This window comes from Paenibacillus sp. FJAT-27812, assembly GCF_001273905.1.
GTDB lineage: Bacteria > Bacillota > Bacilli > Paenibacillales > Paenibacillaceae > Pristimantibacillus.
The window spans coordinates 4246836-4268741 of sequence record NZ_LIGH01000001.1; the positions used below are offsets into that span (position 1 = coordinate 4246836).

Annotated in this window: 14 protein-coding genes; 13 read left to right on the top strand and 1 reads right to left on the bottom strand. The window is 46.0% G+C overall.

Annotated features, from left to right (window positions below; all coding sequences use genetic code 11):
* The first annotated feature begins 352 nt into the window (after nucleotides 1-352).
* The 7 genes from ADU23_RS17920 to ADU23_RS34060 all read left to right on the top strand — a co-directional run bounded on the left by ADU23_RS17920 (nucleotide 353) and on the right by ADU23_RS34060 (nucleotide 12601).
* The gene (locus tag ADU23_RS17920; RefSeq protein ID WP_197286084.1) at nucleotides 353-4588 is read left to right on the top strand and encodes a glycoside hydrolase family 2 TIM barrel-domain containing protein; all 4236 of its coding nucleotides are present in this window, start codon (nucleotides 353-355) and stop codon (nucleotides 4586-4588) included.
* A 224-nt stretch (nucleotides 4589-4812) separates the two neighbouring features.
* Nucleotides 4813-6465, top strand: a complete 1653-nt coding sequence (locus ADU23_RS17925; protein ID WP_053374980.1) for an extracellular solute-binding protein — start codon at nucleotides 4813-4815, stop codon at nucleotides 6463-6465.
* A 96-nt stretch (nucleotides 6466-6561) separates the two neighbouring features.
* A complete protein-coding gene (locus ADU23_RS17930) occupies nucleotides 6562-7416 on the top strand; it encodes an ABC transporter permease (RefSeq protein WP_053377700.1) in 855 nt (284 codons plus the stop codon).
* Between the two features lie 21 nt (nucleotides 7417-7437).
* Nucleotides 7438-8328: a carbohydrate ABC transporter permease gene (locus ADU23_RS17935; protein ID WP_053374981.1), complete on the top strand. Its 891-nt coding sequence runs from the start codon at nucleotides 7438-7440 to the stop codon at nucleotides 8326-8328.
* Between the two features lie 193 nt (nucleotides 8329-8521).
* Nucleotides 8522-10285, top strand: a complete 1764-nt coding sequence (locus ADU23_RS17940; RefSeq protein ID WP_053374982.1) for a glycoside hydrolase family 35 protein — start codon at nucleotides 8522-8524, stop codon at nucleotides 10283-10285.
* 14 nt (nucleotides 10286-10299) lie between these two features.
* Nucleotides 10300-12396, top strand: coding sequence for an alpha-N-acetylglucosaminidase (locus ADU23_RS17945; RefSeq protein WP_053374983.1), 2097 nt, complete (start codon nucleotides 10300-10302; stop codon nucleotides 12394-12396).
* Between the two features lie 67 nt (nucleotides 12397-12463).
* Nucleotides 12464-12601 carry a hypothetical protein gene (locus tag ADU23_RS34060; protein ID WP_157265839.1) on the top strand — a complete coding sequence of 46 codons (138 nt, stop codon included), beginning with the start codon at nucleotides 12464-12466 and terminating at the stop codon, nucleotides 12599-12601.
* Between the two features lie 355 nt (nucleotides 12602-12956).
* Here ADU23_RS34060 and ADU23_RS17950 read toward each other — a convergent pair whose 3' ends face one another.
* Entirely contained in the window at nucleotides 12957-14303 is a 1347-nt protein-coding gene (locus ADU23_RS17950; protein ID WP_053374984.1) for a sulfatase-like hydrolase/transferase, read from the bottom strand.
* A 134-nt stretch (nucleotides 14304-14437) separates the two neighbouring features.
* Here ADU23_RS17950 and ADU23_RS17955 point away from each other — a divergent pair, with 134 nt between their 5' ends.
* The 6 genes from ADU23_RS17955 (at nucleotide 14438) to sigK (ending at nucleotide 21415) form a co-directional block, all read left to right on the top strand.
* Nucleotides 14438-15325 carry a helix-turn-helix transcriptional regulator gene (locus ADU23_RS17955; RefSeq protein WP_082311131.1) on the top strand — a complete coding sequence of 296 codons (888 nt, stop codon included), beginning with the start codon at nucleotides 14438-14440 and terminating at the stop codon, nucleotides 15323-15325.
* Between the two features lie 265 nt (nucleotides 15326-15590).
* Entirely contained in the window at nucleotides 15591-17105 is a 1515-nt protein-coding gene (locus ADU23_RS17960; RefSeq protein WP_053374986.1) for a sulfatase family protein, read from the top strand.
* 376 nt (nucleotides 17106-17481) lie between these two features.
* Nucleotides 17482-18441, top strand: a complete 960-nt coding sequence (locus ADU23_RS17965) for an IS30 family transposase (protein WP_053374987.1) — start codon at nucleotides 17482-17484, stop codon at nucleotides 18439-18441.
* Between the two features lie 46 nt (nucleotides 18442-18487).
* Nucleotides 18488-18829 carry a hypothetical protein gene (locus tag ADU23_RS17970; RefSeq protein WP_053374988.1) on the top strand — a complete coding sequence of 114 codons (342 nt, stop codon included), beginning with the start codon at nucleotides 18488-18490 and terminating at the stop codon, nucleotides 18827-18829.
* Between the two features lie 74 nt (nucleotides 18830-18903).
* On the top strand, nucleotides 18904-20577 hold the full coding sequence (locus ADU23_RS17975) for a recombinase family protein (protein WP_053374989.1): 1674 nt from the start codon (nucleotides 18904-18906) through the stop codon (nucleotides 20575-20577).
* Nucleotides 20578-20713: 136 nt separating this feature from the next.
* Nucleotides 20714-21415, top strand: a complete 702-nt coding sequence (gene sigK / locus ADU23_RS17980; RefSeq protein WP_053374990.1) for an RNA polymerase sporulation sigma factor SigK — start codon at nucleotides 20714-20716, stop codon at nucleotides 21413-21415.
* Nucleotides 21416-21906: the final 491 nt, after the last annotated feature.

Here is a 21906-nt window from a genome sequence, read left to right on the forward strand (position 1 = left end):
CTGAAATGGAAGAAGCAAGGCGGAGATCAAATCATTCGAGAAATTGAAGCGGAATTGAAAAATAATAGCAAAAAAGGACGAGGGACGCGAAACTATGCGTCCTTTTATAATTTATATCAATAATAGTAAGTATATGGATTAAAATGAATTTCCGAGAAAATGAGATTGAGAGGAGGTGATATGAGTGATTGATAGGACAAGCTAATCTCGCGAGAATACTACAAATTGTTGCGGTTCGAACGCGGAGGTGATATTAAGTCGATCCATGTAGGTATCTTGAAAGAGCGTTAATTCCTATAATTTGAGTTTGCGTTAAATACCGCTTATTAAATAATCTATGAGGAGAAGATATATGATAAAAGAAAACCGTGTTAATTTCTCTCTTGGCGCAAAGATGCTGCTGCTCGTGTGTATGCTATTGTCATCACTCAATCTTACAACAGATGTTGCTTCCGCGAATACGGTCTGGCCAAGGGCCGTCGTCGCTCCTATACCTTTAAGTACTGAAGGAGTTGCCAATCCGGTGACTAGTCTTTCAGGTACATGGAAGTTTAATTTGAATCCACCCGCGAATTTTTGGAGTGACAGCGTGGATCCCGCTTCGTGGGAGGACTTGGAAGTGCCTCATGATCTATTTGCAGAAGGCATTTTTCAAAATTTAGGCAATAAGCTTGACCGAAATGGCAACCCCTTCATGGATCGCGAACTGGCGTACAAGAAACAAGTAACGATTCCTTCGGACTATGCTGGAAAAACGATATTGCTCCGGTTCGAAGGTGCTTATAATTACGCCAGAGTGTGGGTTAATGGGCAAATGGTTCGTACACACCGCGGAGCGTTTACGACTTGGGATTGTGACATTACAAGTTTCGTCACGCCTGGTCAATCTGCTTCGATAACAGTCGGATTGACTTATGAAACCATGCGTCTGGATTATCAGCTCTTGGGAGGCATACATCGCGACGTTAAGCTAATTGCCCTTCCGAGAGACTATGTAACACGTCTGCATTCTGAGACCGATCTCGATGCTGCCTATAACGATGCAACACTCAAAGTATCTGCTGGTATGGCATTTAATGCAGCCACATCAGGAGTCATGCAGCTATCCTTGAAAGATCCGAGTGGAGCAGCAGTTTCAATTAGTCCGAATACGATTTCTTTGTCGTCTGCAAGCCCGGAAGCCACTGTGAATATCCCGGTTTCCAGTCCAATCAAGTGGGACTCCGAGCATCCCAATCTGTACACACTAGAATCTTCCCTCGAGATTGGAGGAACGGTGGTTCAGACTCTTTCTCAGAAGGTTGGATTCCGTGAAGTGACGATGGTAGGAAAGAACATGTATGTCAATGGTGAAGAGATCAAGCTTCATGGTGTGAACTGGCATCAGGTCATTGCAGACAGAGGAATTGTCCCAGATGCCCAGATCGATGAACAAATGATTCGCAAGTTGAAAGATGCGAACGTTAATTTCATTCGTACCGCTCACTTCCCGCAAACTGACCAATTTTTAGAATTATGTGATGAGCTTGGTATCTATGTTGAAGAAGAAGCATCCATTATCTTCGTAGATACGGCTGATGGTCCGCAAAACGTAGTAAATAATACTAATTATACGGATGAGTTCTTGGATCCTCTCTCAGAAATGGTGGAGAAGGATCGAAGTCATGCCAGCATCATCATTTGGTCTTTGGGGAATGAATCCTTCTGGGGAGATAATTTTCAAAAAATGCATGACTTTTTGAGGCTGGAAGATCCATCGAGACCGACTATCTTCAGTTATCCGTTTACCAGCAGCAACTCAAAATACGAAATTTGGAGTAAACATTACCAAACCTTTAATACGGATCAATATGGTACACATGCGGTACCGGAACTGTATGACGAATACGCTCATGACTACGGCCACAATAAAGAGGGCTTGAAATTCGACCCCGGGTTTAGAGATTTCTACGGCGTGAACTTGAAGAAGTTCTGGGAGCCTATGTATAAAACCAACGGTGTGTTAGGAGGCGCTATCTGGGGCGGCGTCGATTTGGTTATGCACAGACCGAATAACACGAATTGGGGAATTGCACAGTGGGGAATGCTCGACGCTTGGGGACGAGAGAAACCAGAATATTACCATATGAAGAAGGTTTACAGTCCAATTGTGTTGAATGATGGTCCACTCAGCAATCCGGGAAGTGGAAATCCACTGATTATTCCCATTGAGAACCGATATAATCATACAAACTTCAGCGAATTACAATTCGTATGGACGGTCGGTCAGGATACGGGGACGATCACCGATGTGAACGTGCCGAAGAGAAGTACAGGCTCTATTACGATTCCGTCCAGAAATTGGAATTATGGGGACATCATTACCTTGCAAGTGTATAAGGACAACCAGCTCATCGATGAATTCCGTCTTCCTATTGGACGTCCTGATTATCAATTTTCTATGCCGCAGGGAACGCCTACGATTACAGATAGTGCATCGGCGATCATGATAAACGGAAGCACCTTCAGCGTGACTTTCAGTAAAACGACCGGATTGATCACGAACGGTACCTACAACGGAACCACCATTATGACAGGCGGACCGTATCTGAACTTGGGTAATTCGGTTAATGTTAATCAATTGCTTCCTGACCCTAATACTTGGAATTTATCATCAATTACTTCTCAAATGGATGGACAACAAGCACTTGTGAACATCAACGGCAGATACGGAACTCTCACGGCGCAGTTCTCCGTCCGCATCGATGGTACCGGACTTATACGTACAACCTACACCGTGAACGGCGTGCCGCAATCCTTGACAGAAGCGGGTGTCGCTTTCAATCTTACGAGCCAAGTTGATGAAATTTCTTGGGATCGCCAAGGTGATTATTCGGTCTACCCTTCAGATCATATTGGTCGTCCTGTAGGGACCGCTGCGAAAACAAGAACTGGTCCGAGTGATTCGTTCCGCGTTAAGCCGACGTGGCCATGGTCCCAGGATATGAAGGACTTTTATCTGTTTGGCCCGAGCGATTCCGGCGGGCGAGGAACGAATGATTTCCGCAGCGCCAAAACGAATTTTAACTACGCTTCAGCCCTGATTAGCGGTACTGCAAATCGCTTGCGGGCAGAAGGGGACGGAACGGGGTCCGTTCGGATGGCAATCAATGCCGACGGATCGATTCGCTTCAACGTGAATAACAAGTGGTCCCGCCTTATGGGCGTGTGGGATGAGTTCTTTAATTACAGTTTGCCGCTGAATCTTTTGGATGGGTATACGAACTCCGTCGACGTTAGACTGACTGATAACGACGCGGTGACGATCAATTACGTTGATCCTTCATCAGAGCCGGTGAAATCGATTCGGGCATTCAACAACTCCGGAGCCGATGCAAATGCACTTATTGACAACAATTGGAAAACTTCTCTGGTCAGCAACAATAATTCTGCGTTACCGCAGTACGTTACGATCAAATATGCAGAGCCGCAATCGTTTAACGGTGTGACGTTGGGAACCGGATTCGCGCAAGGTCAAGCCCCTACCGATTGGGATATTGAAGTTTCCGACGACGGCTTGACCGGTTGGACGACTGTCGCTTCCTCGGGCACGGTGAACTGGTTGACAAACACGGGCACAGTTGAATTTAAGAAGATCAGCTTTGCGCAGGTTTCCGGAAAGAAAGGCGTCCGTTTGAAAATAAAAAGTGCAAACTTGACTTGGAGCCACTATGCAATTAACGAAATTCAAATTTCAAACGACATAGCTATGGATACTCTACCCAACAAGTCACTTCTGGCTACGGCTAGTGCATCTGAAGGGACGGGCATTGTATCCATTAATGATGCAAACGTAAACAGCGCTTATGTCAGTGTAGACAATCCGGTTTTGCCGAAATATCTCAACTTGAACTGGCAAACCCCGCAATCATTCAATAGTGTCTTGTTGAAGACCTACTTTGCGCAAGGACAGGGACCAACATCATGGGATATTGAGGTATCTGACGATGGAGTTAACAATTGGACCAAGGTTGCCGATTCGGGCAATGTGTCCTGGGTGAACAATACGGGTGTGATTGAAGAAAAGCTGATCTCTTTCCCGCTTGTTATGAACAAGAAAGGATTACGTATAAAAGTTAAATCTTCCAACTTAAACTGGAGCCACTTCGCTGTCAATGAAATAGAAGTGTATCATAACCTGGCTACAGCGGCGACAGTAAGTACGTCAAGCGGAACAGGACCGGGCAACATCAATAATGGTTCTGATGCGGACAGTTACGTTAGCGTGGATAATCCTGTCTTGCCTCAGTATATTACGTTCAATTGGACCTCGCCACAAAGCTTCGAGCAGGTTGAATTGTTTGGAAAATTCGCTGGAGGGCAAGCTCCGAAAAGCTGGGATATTGAAGTTTCGGACGATGGTAGCACGAATTGGCAATCCGTTGCGACTTCAGGAAATGTGTCCTGGAGCTTTAGTAACGCGACTTTGGAGTCGAAATCCATATCTTTTCCGAAGGTAACTGGAAAAAAAGGCATGCGCATCAAGGTAAATGCCGCTAATCTGATCTGGTATCACTATGCGATCAATGAGATCGTCGTTTCGGACTAACCTCCTCGGCAGCCATCTAGATGTATAGAAACAAACAAGAAACCTTACGACCATGAATTCAGATTCATGACCGTGAGGTTTTTGACGGAAGACGACTGATGAGTAAAATATTCATACCATTTACTCAATTCAATCTCTCTCGCGAATTGGCATATTCGATGTATGATTCTAATTGAGGAACAAGCTTGTCCTTCATAACATGAATAGAAAAGAGGGGTTTGATTTTGAAGAAACTAGCTATCTTGGCGATGTCATTCCTGCTTGTCGGTCTTACGGCTTGCGGGAATGCCGGAGGTAACAACGCTGAAAACCAAGCTGGAAATACCGTCACTACGGCACCAATCGAAGAGCAGGAACAAACAGAGCAAGTCAGCAAAGATCCGTTCGGCAAGCTGCTCGAACAGATTGAAGTGACGATGGCCAAATCGGTAGGCAACGGACCTCCGCAAAACATGCCGGAAGGTGAAACGCTGACTGACAATCAATTGATTACGCTGGCAAATGACACTTTTGGCGTCAAATTGACCTATGCATGGACGGCCCAGGATAGTGCCTACGATCAGAAGCTTAAACTGGATATTGCAAGTAACAAATTGCCGGATATCTTTATGGTTCAGAATTACTCGGATTATGTGGACTTGGTGAAAAACGGCATGGTAGAAGATTTGACGGAAGTTTATAAAGACTACGCCTCAGATCGAATTAAATCCCTATATCAGAGCGACAATGGCAAAGGTTTAGAGACACTAACGGTAGACGGTAAATTCTATGGTATACCAGGACTCGGGATGGTAGACAACAATGTTCAGGAAGTTTGGCTGCGCAAGGATTGGCTGGATAAATACCAAGTGGCCGAGCCAAAGACGTTAGACGATCTGCGCAATATAGTCAAGGTGTTCAACGAGAAAGAAGGAACAACCGGCATTCCGGGCACCGGAGTCATTGACGGCTTTGTCAATCCTCTGGACTCCTATGATGGCATCTTCCAAGTTAATCATTCCAGTCCTGGCCTGTGGGTTAAAGGAGCTGACGGCAAGGTCGTCTATGGTTCCACTACACCTGAAACCAAGAAAGCGCTTAGTCTGATCCGCGACATGTACCAAGAGGGAACGATCGACAAGGAGTTTGCGACAAGCAAATCCGAAATGGTTACGCAAAAGGTAGCCAGCGGCAAAGCCGGCGTTTACCTTGGCCCATGGTGGTCGGGTTGGTCGCCTCTCGCTGACTCCTACAAGCAGGATCCTAGCGCGATTTGGCGGGCTTACTTGCTGCAAGACGAGAAAGGCAAGTCCTTTGGACGCCAAGAAGCGCCGATTAATAATATTGCTGTTGTGAAAAAAGGTTTTAAATATCCCGAATTGGTCGTTAAATTGCTGAATTTGTATGCGGATGGAGAAAAAAGTCCATACAAAAACATGGCGCCAAGACCCGATGCGCATACGGCACCGGTTCCGCTCTCAATTGCGAAAGCCGATGAACCAATTCAAATGCACCTTATCATCACGAAAATGGTTAAAGGCGATACGGTAGCGCCGGACGACTACTTCAATGCAGTAGGTATCGAAAGAATGCAAAAGGTAGCCGATGCCATTAAAGCCGGAGAAGACAAGATGGGTGACGTGTACGGAGAAGCTATCTCCCGCTCGTTCGGTTTTGCTCCAATGGTCAATAACCCGAACTACAACCGTGTATATAGCGAATTTTATGGAATGACACCAACGATGAGCAAACGTTGGGCGAATCTTAAAAAATTAGAAAGCGAAGCATTCCTGCAAATCGTATTGGGCAATAAACCTCTTGAATATTTCGACGAGTTTGTACAGCAATGGAACACACAAGGCGGCGAGCAGATCACAAGCGAAGTCAACGGTAACTAATGCGATTAAGCGGTGCTGTAATAACGTTGCGGCACCGCTTAATTCTTAGGAGGAGGAATTTATTTGAAACGAAATATAGGGCTTCATTATCATCTCATGTTAGCGCCTGGCATCCTCTTGCTGCTTCTGTTCCATGTCTATCCGATGACCGGGATTACGATCGCATTCCAGGATTTCAATCCGACCAAAGGTTTTTTTGGTTCTCCGTGGGTCGGTTTGGAAAATTTCAAATACATGTTTGAGCTTCCCGACGTAAGGCAAGTGGTAGGAAACACCCTCATTATTGCCATCATGAAGATTGTCGCGAATTTGGTGGTGTCCATATGTTTTGCGCTGTTGCTCAACGAAGTTAGGAAGGTTGTATTTAAGCGAGTGGTTCAAACCGTCGTTTACTTTCCGCACTTTATATCCTGGGTTCTTCTGGGAGGTATTATCGGTCAGATTTTATCGTTGGATGGATTGCTCAATACGGTGCTAGGTTGGTTTAATATCTCTCCTAAGCTTTTTCTAGCAAGTAGCGAGTGGTTCCCTTACTGGCTTGTAGGCACCGAAGTATGGAAGGAGTTCGGCTTCTCCGCAATTATTTTTCTAGCTGCATTGACCGGAATCAATCCTACTCTTTACGAGGCGGCGGTTATTGATGGCGCGAGCAGATGGAGGCAGGTATGGCATGTTACATTGCCTGGCATTGCGACGACGATTGTGCTGGTGGCGACGCTCGCATTGCAAAATGTATTGAATGCCGGCTTCGAGCAAGTATTGAATCTTTATAACCCGCTCGTGTATTCCACGGGAGATATTATCGATACGTATGTTTATCGTGCAGGACTTAATGAATCTCAATATGAGCTGGCAACTGCAGTCGGTTTGTTGAAATCTATCGTGACGATGATTCTGATTATCATATCGTATAAACTTGCCTCAAAGTTTGCCAACTATCGAATCTTCTAAGTGACAAGGAGGGGACTAAGCGTGGTTCTAAATCGTTCCTGGGTAAATCGATTGACGGGAAGTGTCATTATCATCATCTTGAGTCTCATATCTATATTGAGTCTTTTGCCCGTTGTACATATTCTGGCGCTTTCATTCAGCGAGAAATCGGCAGCGGCCGCAGGTCAAGTAGTGTTATGGCCTGTTGGCTTTAACCTCGCGGCATACGATGCCGTCGTGAATGACAGTCAATTTTTCGCCGCCTTTTGGGTATCTATTAAGCGGGTTATTTTAGGAGTTGCCTTGCAATTTATAATGACGGTTTTGGTGGCGTATCCGATGTCGCGAGAAACCCGTGTATTCCACGCAAGAAATGTATACATGTGGTTTCTTGTTTTTACGATGCTGTTCAGCGGCGGTTTAATCCCGTGGTATATTACGATTCGCGACTTTGGTTTGATGGACTCTATCTGGGCGCTCGTTATTCCGGGTGCAGTTCCGATATTTAACGTCATACTGCTCATGAACTTCTTTAGAAATTTGCCTAAGGAACTGGATGAAGCCGCTAGTATGGATGGAGCAGGTCCGTGGTACACGCTTTTTAAGCTGTATCTTCCGCTATCTTTGCCGGCTTTGGCAACCGTAACGCTATTTAGTATCGTCGGTCATTGGAACGCTTTTTTCGACGGACTTGTTCTCATTAATGACGTTACACAGCAACCGCTTCAAACGTATTTGAATCAAATGGTCGTGCAGCTTAATATCAGCCAAGCGAATTTATCGGTTGAAGAAATCGAGAAATTGTCGAAACTATCGAACAAAACGGTCAGTTCGGCAAAAATTTTCGTTAGCATGATTCCGATTCTTGTGATTTATCCGTTCATGCAACGGTTCTTCATTCACGGCATCACATTAGGGTCTGTTAAAGAATAATTATGTAAAGCTGTTCTGGGGCTAGGCTCATTACTATGGGTATTACGCCATTCAGGCAATAGGGACATTGCGTTAAGGGGAATGTCGGTTGGACCGATTGTCCAAACGTTTCTTCTGCTGGAACGCTTGTCATGTCGCCATATTAAGTATTATCTAGTAAATCACAAGACGATAATAAGGAGTCTCAAATCATATGCCCGTACTCAGTTACAATAATGATAGCTTTTTGTTGGACGGACAACCTTTTAGGATCTTATCCGGTGCGATGCATTATTTTCGCATCGTACCGGATTATTGGGAAGATCGGTTGAGAAAGTTAAAAGCTTGCGGGTTTAACACCGTCGAAACCTATATCCCTTGGAATCTGCACGAACCGAAGCAAGGAGAGTACTGCTTCGAAGGTTTGGCAGACGTATTGACCTTTATCGAGAAAGCGGCTGATTTAGGACTGCACGTGATCTTGCGTCCCAGCCCCTATATTTGCGCGGAGTGGGAATTCGGCGGCCTGCCTGCATGGCTTCTTGCGGAGCCCGATATGCGGATTCGTTGTTTCCATCAGCCTTACCTGGATAAACTGGACGCTTATTACGACGTGTTATTGCCAAAATTAAGGCCTTACCTCTCGACGAACGGCGGTCCGGTCATTGCTCTCCAGGTCGAGAATGAGTATGGCAGTTTCGGCAATGATCACAGCTATCTGCTTTATTTAAAACAAGCCTATGAGAAGCGAGACATGGATGTCCTCTTGTTCACCTCCGACGGGCCGATCAACTATTGTTTGCAAAGCGGGATGATTCCGGACACGCTAGCTACGGTGAACTTCGGCTCCAAGGCAACTGAAGCATTTTCTGTGCTAAAGCAATACCAACCGAATAAACCGGTCATGTGCATGGAATTTTGGAACGGTTGGTTCGATCATTGGGGCAAGCCGCATATCCAAAGGGAGTCAGGAGATACGGCGTCCGCCCTTGATGAAATTTTGGCGTCGGGTGGATCCGTCAACTTCTACATGTTCCATGGCGGCACGAATTTTGGGTTCTATAACGGAGCCAACTTCGCCGATCGCTATGAAGCGACTGTGACGAGCTATGATTATGACGCGCCATTAAACGAATGCGGAGATCCAACCGATAAGTACTTTGCTATTCGCGAAGTGTTGTCCAAATACAGCGATCTGGAAGGGATTCCGGTACCGAAGCCTTCTGCGAAGAAAGCTTACGGAACCATTCGCTTAACAGAGCAAGCGGACTTATTCGCTAGCCTGGATCATTTATCGACAAGCGTGCAAAGCGTCTATCCTAAGCCAATGGAAATGCTTGGACAGGACTACGGCTTTATCTTATATACCACTCATGTGTCGGGTCCCAAACAACAGTGCGAACTGATAATTGAAGAAGTTCGGGATCGCGCGCTCGTCTATGTGAACGACGAGTACAAGGGAACTTTGGAACGCTGGAACCATGACGTTAAAGTTATGTTTGACATTCCGGCTGAAGGAGCCCGGATAGACATATTGGTAGAAAATATGGGTCGTGTAAATTATGGCCCGCGAATGATGGATGCCAAAGGCATTACGCAGAGCGTTCGTCTTGTAAGCATTGAATGGTGGAAACATTTATTGTTCGATTGGACCATTCGTCCGCTACCTTTAACCGATCTCGCCAATTTGGCATTTCAGCCGATTCAAGATTGCAAGAAAGATGGCCCGACGTTCTGTCGGGGCGTCTTTCAAGTCGACGAGCTAGCCGACACTTTCTTGGCATTGGACGGGTGGACCAAGGGAGTCGCCTATGTGAACGGGTTTAACTTGGGCAGGTATTGGAACGCCGGACCGCAAAGAACGCTGTATGTCCCTGCGCCGTTGTTACGCCAAGGAAGCAACGAGATTGTCGTCTTTGAGCTGCATGGAATGGAAAGTAATGAAGTCAAATTGGTCGATGCTCACATGTTGGGCTAGAAAGGAAGGTCGTTATGAACGCCTCGCAAGATACGAACGCCATGTATGATCTCATACGCAGGGTCATTGGCGAAAAATATTCGCAGGAAGTCGACATCCGGTGGCTAAAGCAGATCGACGACCGCGATGCTTTCGAGCTTGAAACCGTAAAGGGTCGTCTTGTCATCCGCGGTACATCGGGCTCGGCCATCGCATCGGGATTTTATTGGTATTTAAAGTACGAATGCAATTCACATATTTCCTGGTGCGGCGACCATATTGACGTCCCATTACCGCTTCCGGTGGTATCGTTATTTCGACAAGAAACACCATACAAGTATCGCTATAATCTGAATTACTGTACCTACTCCTATTCCATGGCTTTCTGGGACTGGGAACGATGGGAACGCGAAATCGACTGGATGGCGCTAAACGGAATCAACTTGGTACTAAGCTTAGTCGGACACGAAGAAGTTTGGCGAAGGCTGCTGACCCGAATCGGATATTCGGACGAACAAAGCAAGCAGTTTATATGCGGACCGGCTTTCTTTGCTTGGCAGTGGATGCAAAATATGACCTCGTGGGGTGGTCCGTTACCTGATTGGTGGTTCCAAGAGCGTGTGAAGCTTGCACGGAAAATACACGAGCGAATGATGTCGCTTGGCATTATACCTATCCTGCAGGGCTATAGCGGAATGGTTCCAGTCGACTTCAAGTTAAAATTCACGGAAACCGATCCTGTCGACCAAGGCAAATGGTGCGAGTTCGACAGACCTTCCCTGCTCTTGCCTACCGATTCGATGTATAAGGAAGTCGCGTCTATTTTCTATGAAGAGCAGAAAGCGATCTTCGGAGAGGATTTTCACTTCTATAGCACAGATCCGTTTCATGAGGGCGGCAGCACGGAGGGGATCGATGTGACTGCGTACGCTCAGGAAGTGCAGCGTACGATGATGGACGCAGATCCTCATGCGATATGGGTGCTTCAGGCATGGCATGATAATCCGAAGGAAGCGCTGCTTCAAGGCCTCGATAAATCACACGCATTAATCCTGGATCTATGGTGCGAATCCAACCCGGCTTGGAAGCAAAGAGAAGCTTTCCAAGGAACACCGTGGGTATGGTGCATGATTCAAAACTATGGCGGAAAGAACGGCTTGTTCGGCAATCTCGATCTTATTGCTAATGAGCTTCCGGCTGTACTTGAGAATCCACAGTCGGGACAATTGGCCGGAATTGGCCTTGCAATGGAAGGAATAGAAACGAATCCGGTTATGTACGACCTTGTGACGGATATGGTGTGGCGCAATGAAGCTCCTGACATGAAGGCTTGGTTAGCCATGTATATTCGGCGCAGATACGGCAAGTGGCTCCCCGAAGCCTCGGAGGCGTGGAGTTTGCTCCACGGCAGCGTCTACAATTGCAATACCATGCAGCAGGGAGCGACGGAGTCGATTATATGCGCTCGGCCTGCTGAGGATATAACCAACGTCTCCACTTGGGGACCAACGGGGTACTATTACGATCAAAGCCACGTTCGAGAAGCGAGCAAAAAATTGTTCGACTGTTATGAAGAACTGAAGAGCTCGGATGGATATTTATATGATTTGGTGGACGTAACCAGACAAGCCATCGCTGATCTTGCTCGAGATGCTTATCATCAGTTTATGTCCGCGTTCCGCAGCAAAGAGATTACGCTATTCGAGAAGTGGACTGAATGTTTCCTGCAATTCGTACGTTTGCAAGACAAGCTTCTAAGTACCCGCAAAGAATTCCTGCTTGGCCGATGGATTGCGGACGCAAGGGAGCTGGGTCGTTCCGAGGAAGACAAGAATCTGTTCGAATTCAATGCGAGGACGCTAATTACGGTGTGGGGGCCGGAACAGTCCCAGCTTTCACTGCACGACTATTCACATCGGGAATGGGCGGGATTAATCGCAGATTTTTATTACCCGCGATGGACGATGTATATTGAAAGTCTGAAGCATGAGATCAATGATAACAAAGAGATTGAACCGATCGACTGGTACGAGTGGGAGTACCAGTGGACTCAAAGCACCCATACTTTCCATGTGATATCAACCGGCAATTTGGACGAAATCATGAATGAAATCATTCCGTTACTGGGTTGATTCTCTCCATGGCAAACCGCGTATCCCCTATTAGGTGCTAACTAAACATCGGGAAGCGTGGTTTTTTTTGGCAGTGGATTACATTCTTGGGGAGCATGCGTACGGGGAATTATCCTACCGTTACTTGACGGACGGCCGAAACAAATATATTTGGTACTCGCAGACGGGCGAAGAGCAGTTGTTCGACCTGGCGAGCGACCCGTAGGAGCTTGGACGGCCGGGAAGAAGGGTATACGGACGGCATGGAGCTCATTGTCGGCCGAGAGCCGCAATATTGCTTGCGTCATCTCTTTCAGTGAGTGTCCAACTTTAAAACAGGGCTTACATTGCAACATTGCAAGCGGCAGCCCAATAAGGAGCACCTCTATGAACGTTTTCGCACAAACGCCTCGAATAATCCGGATCGCGGGATGCGATTAGAAACGTACCTGGATGTCGCGATTGGCGAAGGCGTTTAATGGGTCTGCAAGTGGATACTTGTCGGTTGATAAGAACATGATCCAAATGGAGTCCGCAGAAAAACTGTGGACTCCATTCGGATCTACTTCGGCAGTTCAATTCTAGCTCATCCGCAGCTCGGGTCTCCGGTAGCCGACCACTCTAGCTGCCGGCTCAATTATTGCCGTCGGTTCGTTTATTTCTTTCATTTTCTTTAGAAGCCGTTCTTTGAGATCATCCGCGATATGTCTGTATGCCTCGATACCCGCTAAATTATCCAACTCATAAGGATCCGAATATAGGTCGTATAACAGTTCTTCGACGTAAACATCCGAATGGGCTTCTTCCCAGCCGTTCTTCCCCGGTGCTGCTACGGCGTACTTCCAGCGTTCGGTACGTATCGCCCGGCCAATCTGGGTCTCGCTGATCTGCACATAAGCTTCATCCGGCCAATCCGAGCTTGCGCCCCTAACAAGGGGGAGGACGGAACGGCCTTGCATGTGAGCAGGCACCTGAATTCCAGCGGCATCAAGCAATGTCGGCGGGAGATCGACCAGGCTGACGAGCTTCCGAATTTGGCCGCCTCCCATGAAGCCGGGACCGTATAGAGCCGATGGTACACGAATCGAGCTCTCGTGGGCGCTGCGCTTATATTCGCCGTTCCGGGTCTTGAAGTGGCAGCCATGATCGGAAGTGAACAAAATAATGGTATTGTCTGACAGCTTCAAGCTGATCAGCGTGTCCATCAGTCGTCCAAGCGCTTCATCGAGCCGCTTGACCATGCCGTAGTATCCGCCTAAATGTTGAGCGGAGCTTCCGCCCAACGCTCTAAGGTCCGGCGGCGTCCAGCGATCGATATATTTTCCTTCGTAGCCGACCGGGGCAGGATAGTTGTCTGAGTGATTCTGGTGATGCGGCTCCAAATAGGAGATGAACAGGAAAAACGGATCTTTGCGACAACGATCGATGTATCGGATCGCGGCATCCGTAAGGGCGTCAACCCGATAACCGGGCAAATGCACTTCTTGGCCATCGTTGTCGTATAGCATCGTCTGATAGGCATCTGAAGAAAGCTCTAGTAAATTCGAGGCAAGCCACTCGTCATAGCCTCCTCTATCTTCTACGGGAACGGGTTCATGCTTGGACAGATGCCACTTGCCGATATAACCGGTCTTATAACCGGCATCCTTGAAGTAGTGGGCGAGCGTCCGGTGTTCGTGAGCAAGCGGTATGCCGTTCCTGTATGAACCTGTTGACGTGGCGTACAGACCTGTCTGCAAGCAGGAGCGGGCGGGACCGCAAACAGGTTGACTTGTAAAGCTATTATACAAATGGGTACCTTCAACCGCCATACGGTCTAAATTAGGCGTCAATCCAAGCGGATTTCCGTGTACGCCGGTGGTATCCCAGCGTTGCTGATCGGTGAAAAATACGATGATATTCGGTTGCTGTAGGGTACTTTCTCTCATTATGAATCCCTGCTTTCAAAATGTAATGAATTGAATGTGTGAATACCTGATTTCATTATAGTGATATTCATAGAGATTTATTAGGTTGAAAACAAAGATAAAATAGAATTAAACGATGATGCGAGGTACAGTGAATGAGTCGATCGTGGCGGCAACTGCCGATGAGTGATCTCGATATTACATTTTGTTTCGTCTTTGACTGGAACCGGGCAGCCGATTGGAACTTCGTGAATTACCGAGTGCCCGCTACAACTTATTGGTATGTACTAGAAGGGGATAGAACGCTTCTGGTTGGAGGAAATGCCTTTCGGCTGCAGATGGGAAGCTTCATTGCATTGCCGGCCCAAACCGTCATTTCGACACTGCACAGAGACGGCTTGGAAGTGCCATTTCATTATTTATCGATCGGGGTAAACGCCAATAGCGGCGGGCTGGACTGGACGGAACGATTCGGCCTTCCCGTGGCGATGAAGCTGGCGGAGGGGCGCGAGCTTGACGAACTGATTCGCTTGTGGCGCGAACTGCAGGAGGAGTTCGACCTTGACAGTTCCGATACCAATAAAGGGAGAAAGAACCAAGTCTCGGCTGAGCGAGCCGCGATTAACTTGGTATGCGAGGGAATGTTGAAGCAATGGCTGGCCTACATGACAAGCTTGACCATTCCTTATATGGCCATTCCGGATCCGTATTTAGACGAACGCGTCAGAGCAGCATGCGCCTATATTCGCAGTCGTTACAACGGCGGCTTGAAAATTAGCGAGATCGCACGGCATGTAGCCTTGAGCGAAGGTCATCTGAGAGCGGTATTTCGGCAAAGTATGCGTATGACTCCCCATCAATATATCCAGCAGATTCGACTTGTTCACGCAAAGCGTCTGTTGGCGGACAGCGCTCTGTCATTGACCGATATCGCAGAATTGACGGGCTTCGAAGATGTCAGTTATTTCATCCGGTCGTTTCGCAAAAGAGAGGGGCTGACGCCTGCCGCTTACCGGCTAAAAGGCGTTAGCTGGGAAGAGTAGCTAGATTTGCTTATCGTGAAGTCGTCATGTGTGCACAAAAGTAATAGATGTCCACCGTTCGCTTGTCTAAAACGATTCTTTTCTAACTCATTCAATTAATCGTTCTATCCTGTTCGAATTTGAACCGAGTATATAATGTTCAATAGATATTGCCAAAGTTATCCCGACGCCGTGAATACGATCATGTCATCGCTTTTGAGAACCAAAATCAATCAGACCGACTTGCAATGGGCGCATTATGAAATTCAGTTAAAGGAGAGAAACTTTGAAACAACAACCGAACATCTTGCTGATTACCAGCGATCAACAGCATTGGAACACTCTCGGAGCGTTCAACAAGGAAATCAAGACGCCGAACCTTGACAGGCTTGCGGAGGAAGGGACGACCTTTATGCGCGCGTATTGCCCGAATCCGACTTGTACGCCGTCAAGGTCCTCGATCATTACCGGTAAATATCCGAGTCAGCACGGTGCGTGGTCGATCGGAACGAAACTATCCGAAGACGAGATCACGCTTGGCAAACTGCTAGGCGAATCGGGATATACTTCCACATTGATCGGCAAAGCTCATTTTCAGCCTTTGAAATCGACGGAACAGTATCCTTCTCTCGAATCGTATCCGATTTTGCAAGACTTAGCGTTCTGGAAAACGTTCAATGGCCCGTTCTACGGGTTCGATCATGTCGAGTTGGCTAGAAATCATACGAACGAGGCGCATGTCGGTCAACATTATGCCATATGGCTGGAGGAGAAAGGGTGCAGCAATTGGCGCGATTATTTTCTCCCGCCGACAGGGACGATGGACAGCGGCATTAAATATAAATGGCCGATTCCCGAAGAGTTTCACTATGATACCTGGATCGCGGAGCGGACAAACGCGCTTCTTGAGGAGTATAGTCAGGAAGAGAAGCCTTTCTTCATGTGGGCCAGTTTCTTCGATCCGCATCCCGGCTATTTGGCGCCGGAGCCGTGGGATACGATGTACGATTCGGATCAATTAACGATTCCGCGGATTACGCCGGGAGAACACGATGCCAATCCGCCGCATTTTCGATTGACGCAAGAGCTAGACCCGGATTTCTCTTATTTGAATGAAACGGAAATCGGCAACATTGGCATGGGTTCGCATGTGAATATCGCCGAGGAAGATCGAAAAAAACTGGTCGCGGTCTATTACGCCATGATTAGCTTAATGGACAAGTATATCGGAAAAATTCTCGATAAGCTTGACGAGGTTGGTCTTGCAGACAATACGATTGTCGTGTTTACGACGGATCACGGACATTTCTTCGGACAGCACGGCTTGCAAAACAAGGGAGGTTTTCATTACGAGGATTTGTTGAAGCTGCCGTTTATCGTTCGTTATCCTGGAAAAGTGGCTGCAGGCAGAACAAGCGATGCGATGCAGTCCTTGGTCGATTTAGCGCCGACACTCCTAAGCTTTGCGGAATTGCCGATTCCCCGAACGATGGCGGGCGTCGATCAAAAGGAGGTATGGCTTGCAAGGAAAGACAGCGCGCGCGATCACGTCATTTGCGAATTTCGCCATCAGCCGACCGCGATTCACCAGAAATCGTATGTGGATGAGCGATATAAGCTGACCGTCTATTATAACCAAACCTACGGCGAGCTGTTAGATTTGAAAGAAGATCCTGGAGAAATTCGCAATCGATGGGACGATCCCGAATTCACGGAATTGAAGGCGCAGCTACTATTGAAATTCATGTGGGCGGAGCTTGGCAAAGAGCCTTTATGGATGCCTCGAATCTCGGGAGCTTAAAAGAAGACAGGTTATAGACAAAAACGCATCCTCATAAACACACGCACCGGAAGCCGAATCATTCGGTATATCGTGATGGACAACGGAAAAGGGATGGGTGAAGAGAAGATTGCCAATCTGTATTCATCCAATAGCAAAGGATATGGTCTGCGTAACGTTCATGAACGCATTCAATTGCACAAAACCAGATTTACTAATATTTGTATCACGTAACTTTGTCCATTTGGTAGCACACTCAGTTGTCAAATGGCGGTGATGTTGTTTAATAGTGACGAATTGTAATATGAAGTGCGACACCTAGAAAAACAAAAGGCCCATGCAGGCTTCGTGTAAAATGGAAGTTACCACACCACCATTTTGTACAGGAGAAACCAACATGAGCTACTCCCATCTTAACATAATTGAACGAGGACAACTAGAAGCGCTGCATCGATTGGGCTGGTCATGCCGCAAGATTGGGCATGAGCTAGGTCGACATCCYTCTACTATCGCACGAGAACTGGCACGTAGCGGCAGTAAGAAGAACGGGACTTATGCGGCTAGCTCTGCCCAAGAAGCGTCATATGAGCGGAGAGCWTCTAGCGTGCCTGTCGGTAAATATACCAAGGTACTTGCTGAAGAACTCAAACTGAAGCTGCATGAGACCTGGTCCCCTGAGCAGATCGCCGAGAAGCGTCGTACCGAAGGGAAACCTTTCGTGTGCTTCAAGACGATCTACAGATGGCTATACGGGGGGCGCCTCGCAGCGGGAGCCAACGTACTACGACATAAGGGCAAGCGTCAAAAGCCGATGGAAACACGTGGTCGCTTCCTCGTCGGTACGCCGATCAGCAAGCGACCGAAAGAAGTCCGTAAGCGTACGACGTTCGGTCATTGGGAGCTTGATACCGTGGTTTCCAGCCGTGGCAAAAGCAAGGCCTGCGCCGCTACCTTCATCGAACGAAAGACGCGACTGTACATTGCACTGAAGATGCCTGATCGAACGGCCCACTCGATGGAGGTCGCCTTCGGTGTCGTGCTCAGCCAATACCCACACGGCACTTGCCAGACGGCGACAACTGATCGTGGCAAAGAGTTTGCCTGCTACGCGAGCCTAGAAGCTGTGTATAACGTGAAGGTCTACTTCGCCGATCCCTATTCTTCTTGGCAGAGAGGCTCTAACGAGAACGCAAACGGTYTCCTTCGGGAATTCTTCCCTAAAGGGCATGACTTCGCTTCCGTTACCGATGACCAACTCGCCGATGCAATTCGTTTGATTAACAACCGCCCTCGTAAATGTCTCGGGTGGAGGTCGGCTCACGAAGCCTTCATGGAAGAAGTGTCGCACTTAGCTTGACAATTCGTCATTTAAAAAAGAATTGATAGATGAGGATGAAATGGAGATGGAGTTCCGATTAATCAAAGATGAAACGAGAGAATTAAAGCTACGATTCAATACATATCAGGATCAACTTCTGCAATTGAAGGAAGAGGCTATAACACATGAGGAGAATGTACATGTTATTGAGAAAATCAAAAATTTCATACTGCAAAATGGGAATGAATTAGGTTATGAAGACAGAAGGTTTGTAGTTAATAGTCTTGTTGATGAGCTGCTTATTAGATACGGTGATTCAGAAATCACAATAACTGCAGTTGGATATTTAGATGAACTTCGTTCAGGTCTTAAACATGAAAATAATGCCAGAGCACATATGATTGTGGGGAATTTAAAACGCAAATGATGTGAAGTCGTATTTCCTGAAGGTAAGGCTGACAATGTCCATATCAGAGGATAGTATGAAAGGAATAGATTGTTATGTACACAGCTATTTATGTACGTGTCTCTACAATTAATCAAGTAATTGATGGCACAAGCCTGGAGAGCCAAATTGAGCTATGTCTCGCAAAAGCAAAGGAACTGAATTTAAACGAAGACAAGTTGAACATTTATAAAGAAATGGGAGTTAGTGGTGAAGACATTGAAAGGCCTGAATTAAATAGGCTTAGGAAAGATGTACGAGACGGATTAATCTCAAATGTGATAGTAACTCATCTAGATCGACTTTCACGGGATTTAACGGATAAATTGACTTTGTGCCGAGAATTTGAGGATGAGGACATTAATCTAATCTTTATTGATGCAGAATATAAAAAAACATCTGAAGGTCAATTGTTCTTTAATTTAATGAGTGTAATTGCACATTACGAATTAGCATTAATAAAGAGAAGAACAATTCGCGGCCGTCTTAATGCAGTAGAAAAAAACAAGAAAGTAATGCCAATGAGGTCTGCTCCATATGGCTATGATTGGTGTGAAGGAGCATTATTAATTAATGAGGCTGAGGCTTGTTATGTAAGGCTTATTTATCAATGGTATGTACATGACCGGTTAACTGTTAAAGAAATTGGCATGAAGCTATTTGCTATGGGGGCGATGCCTAAACGAGCAGAAAGCAAAAACTGGGGTGCAAGCTCAATATTAAGAATTTTGACATCTGAGATTTATAAAGGTATCTATTATTACAATCGGCGGAATTGGAATAAAATAAAAGGACAGCGAACTAAATCAGGGGCATCTAAAAAAGCATATTCATTACGTGATGAAAAGGAATGGATATCGGTGGGGGTGCCCTCGATTATAGATGAAGAATTATATGAGCTAGCAAAAGTACAACGAGTTAATAATATGAGAGGAACTGGAGACGTTAAACATGAATATTTACTTAATTCACTAATAAGATGTGGGCATTGTGGTAGGAAGTGGTCTGCAACAAATTATTCAGGTCGAATCAATAAAGCAACAGGCCAAAAAGTGATCTATAAGTGTTATCGCTGCCCTAATATCTTTCCAAGAAGATACGGGGAGAACATTCCAAAATGTCCAAGTCATACAGTAAGAGCTGAGATTATTGAAGAATATGTTTGGGAAATGATTATGGAGATAATATCTGATCCTAATGACTACATGAATCAATTAATTAAAAACAACATGGAAGCAATTTTAGAATTAGAGAACCTAGCAGAATCCGTTCAATCACAGATTTTACTAAAAGAAAAAGAAATAAATAAGATAAAGATTATGTTTAAACGGGAGGTCATCGACGAGAAAGAAATGGAAGATGAATTTATCTTAGTGAAGGGTGTAATTAATGAGTTGAGAATGAAACGAGTTCAATATTTAGAACAGATAAACACATTGAAAAGTAAACGGAGTACAGATGAGAACAATAATGAAGAGGTTCAAAGTATTTTAGCATTTATTAATCAGAGAGGGAGTGAACTTGGTGTTAATGACAAGAGGTTTCTCGTTGAATCACTTTTGAATGAAATAATCGTCACCTGTAAAGAGCCGAACATTCAAATTAAAGTTGTAGGATTTTTAAGTGAACTTCATTTAGGACTTAGCAAGGATACAGCTAAGGAGTTTGATGGGCCACCAGTCATTTTAAATGGTGTGATACAAAGAAAAAGAGGGAGAAGCATTATGTGAATTCTGTCTTGAATCAGGCGTACATGCACGTATAGGCTATTACCCACATACAATAAAGAACAGACTTCAATTTGCTTAGATAAAGCTTCAATTGAGCTTATCATCTAAGTAAATACAACGTGGGGGTGTACGGTAAATGCCTGGACTGTTCTCAGCGATCGCGCTTTTTATTAAACAGCTTTCACTTCTTGTCTCTTATGTCAAAAATAATGCTTTTCCTCAACCGCTTCAAGAGGAGGAAGAAACAAAGCATTTGCAATTGATGGCCGAAGGCAATCAGCGTTCCCGTAACCTGCTCATTGAGCACAATCTCCGCTTAGTCGCTCACATAGTGAAAAAATTCGACAATACTGGGGAGGATCTCGAGGACTTAATTAGCATCGGGACAATCGGCTTGATTAAGGCAATCGAGAGCTTTCAGACTGGTAAAGGCACGAAGCTCGCGACCTTCGCGGCTCGCTGTATCGAGAATGAAATACTTATGCATTTGCGGTCTTTGAAGAAGACGCGCAAGGACGTTTCTTTGCATGATCCGATCGGCACGGACAAGGAAGGCAACGAGATTACGTTGATCGATATCCTCGGCACCGAGGCGGACGATATCGTGGATAAGGTGCAGCTGAAGATTGAAAAGTCGAAGATTTATAAAAATTTGGATATACTCGATGACCGCGAGAAGGAAGTCGTGATCGGCCGCTTCGGGCTGGAGCATGGCGGGGATGAGCGGACGCAGCGGGAGATTGCGAAGGAATTGGGGATCTCGCGGAGCTATGTGTCGCGGATTGAGAAAAGAGCGCTTATGAAGCTTTATCATGAGTTTTATAAGGCGAAGCGGTAGAGAGTGACCTGATCCTTATATTACACCTGATCTTATTGTATGTAACGATAAAGTTAGGGTTTAACTGCACGATGTTATATTAATAAATGAAACCAAATGGCAGAGATGTCATCTGGTTTTTTATTGTTACACACTCCACACATGTGGAGTGCTTAATACTGATGCTACTAAATCAATAAATGAGATGTGACAGTATGACTCGAAGGTATTAGTTCTATGGGTAATATACACTGCTCTAAAATAGAAACAGACCAGCATTTTGTTGTAAGTTTTCAATTGTGTTGGTAATCGTTAATAAAGATAGGATTTTCGAGCGAGACTGACACAACAATAACAAAACAGGCTATTGGTTCTGTTTTGTTATATAGGTATCTTAATTTAAGATAAAGCGCGGGGAGCCGTATCCCCTCAAACGGCGAAAAATTGTGGGGGATGAGCTCGGGATATTGAAGGTGACAGGGATACAAAGGGACTGAGAACAGTATTTTTAA

Coding starts and splice junctions, on each gene's coding strand:
- ADU23_RS17930 (WP_053377700.1), top strand. CDS start 6,562: ATGTTAGCGCCTGGCATCCTCTTGCTGCTTCTGTTCCATGTCTATCCG.
- ADU23_RS17975 (WP_053374989.1), top strand. CDS start 18,904: ATGTACACAGCTATTTATGTACGTGTCTCTACAATTAATCAAGTAATT.
- ADU23_RS17940 (WP_053374982.1), top strand. CDS start 8,522: ATGCCCGTACTCAGTTACAATAATGATAGCTTTTTGTTGGACGGACAA.
- ADU23_RS17955 (WP_082311131.1), top strand. CDS start 14,438: ATGAGTCGATCGTGGCGGCAACTGCCGATGAGTGATCTCGATATTACA.
- ADU23_RS17945 (WP_053374983.1), top strand. CDS start 10,300: ATGAACGCCTCGCAAGATACGAACGCCATGTATGATCTCATACGCAGG.
- ADU23_RS17950 (WP_053374984.1), bottom strand. CDS start 14,303: ATGAGAGAAAGTACCCTACAGCAACCGAATATCATCGTATTTTTCACC.
- ADU23_RS17920 (WP_197286084.1), top strand. CDS start 353: ATGATAAAAGAAAACCGTGTTAATTTCTCTCTTGGCGCAAAGATGCTG.
- ADU23_RS17970 (WP_053374988.1), top strand. CDS start 18,488: ATGGAGTTCCGATTAATCAAAGATGAAACGAGAGAATTAAAGCTACGA.
- sigK (WP_053374990.1), top strand. CDS start 20,714: ATGCCTGGACTGTTCTCAGCGATCGCGCTTTTTATTAAACAGCTTTCA.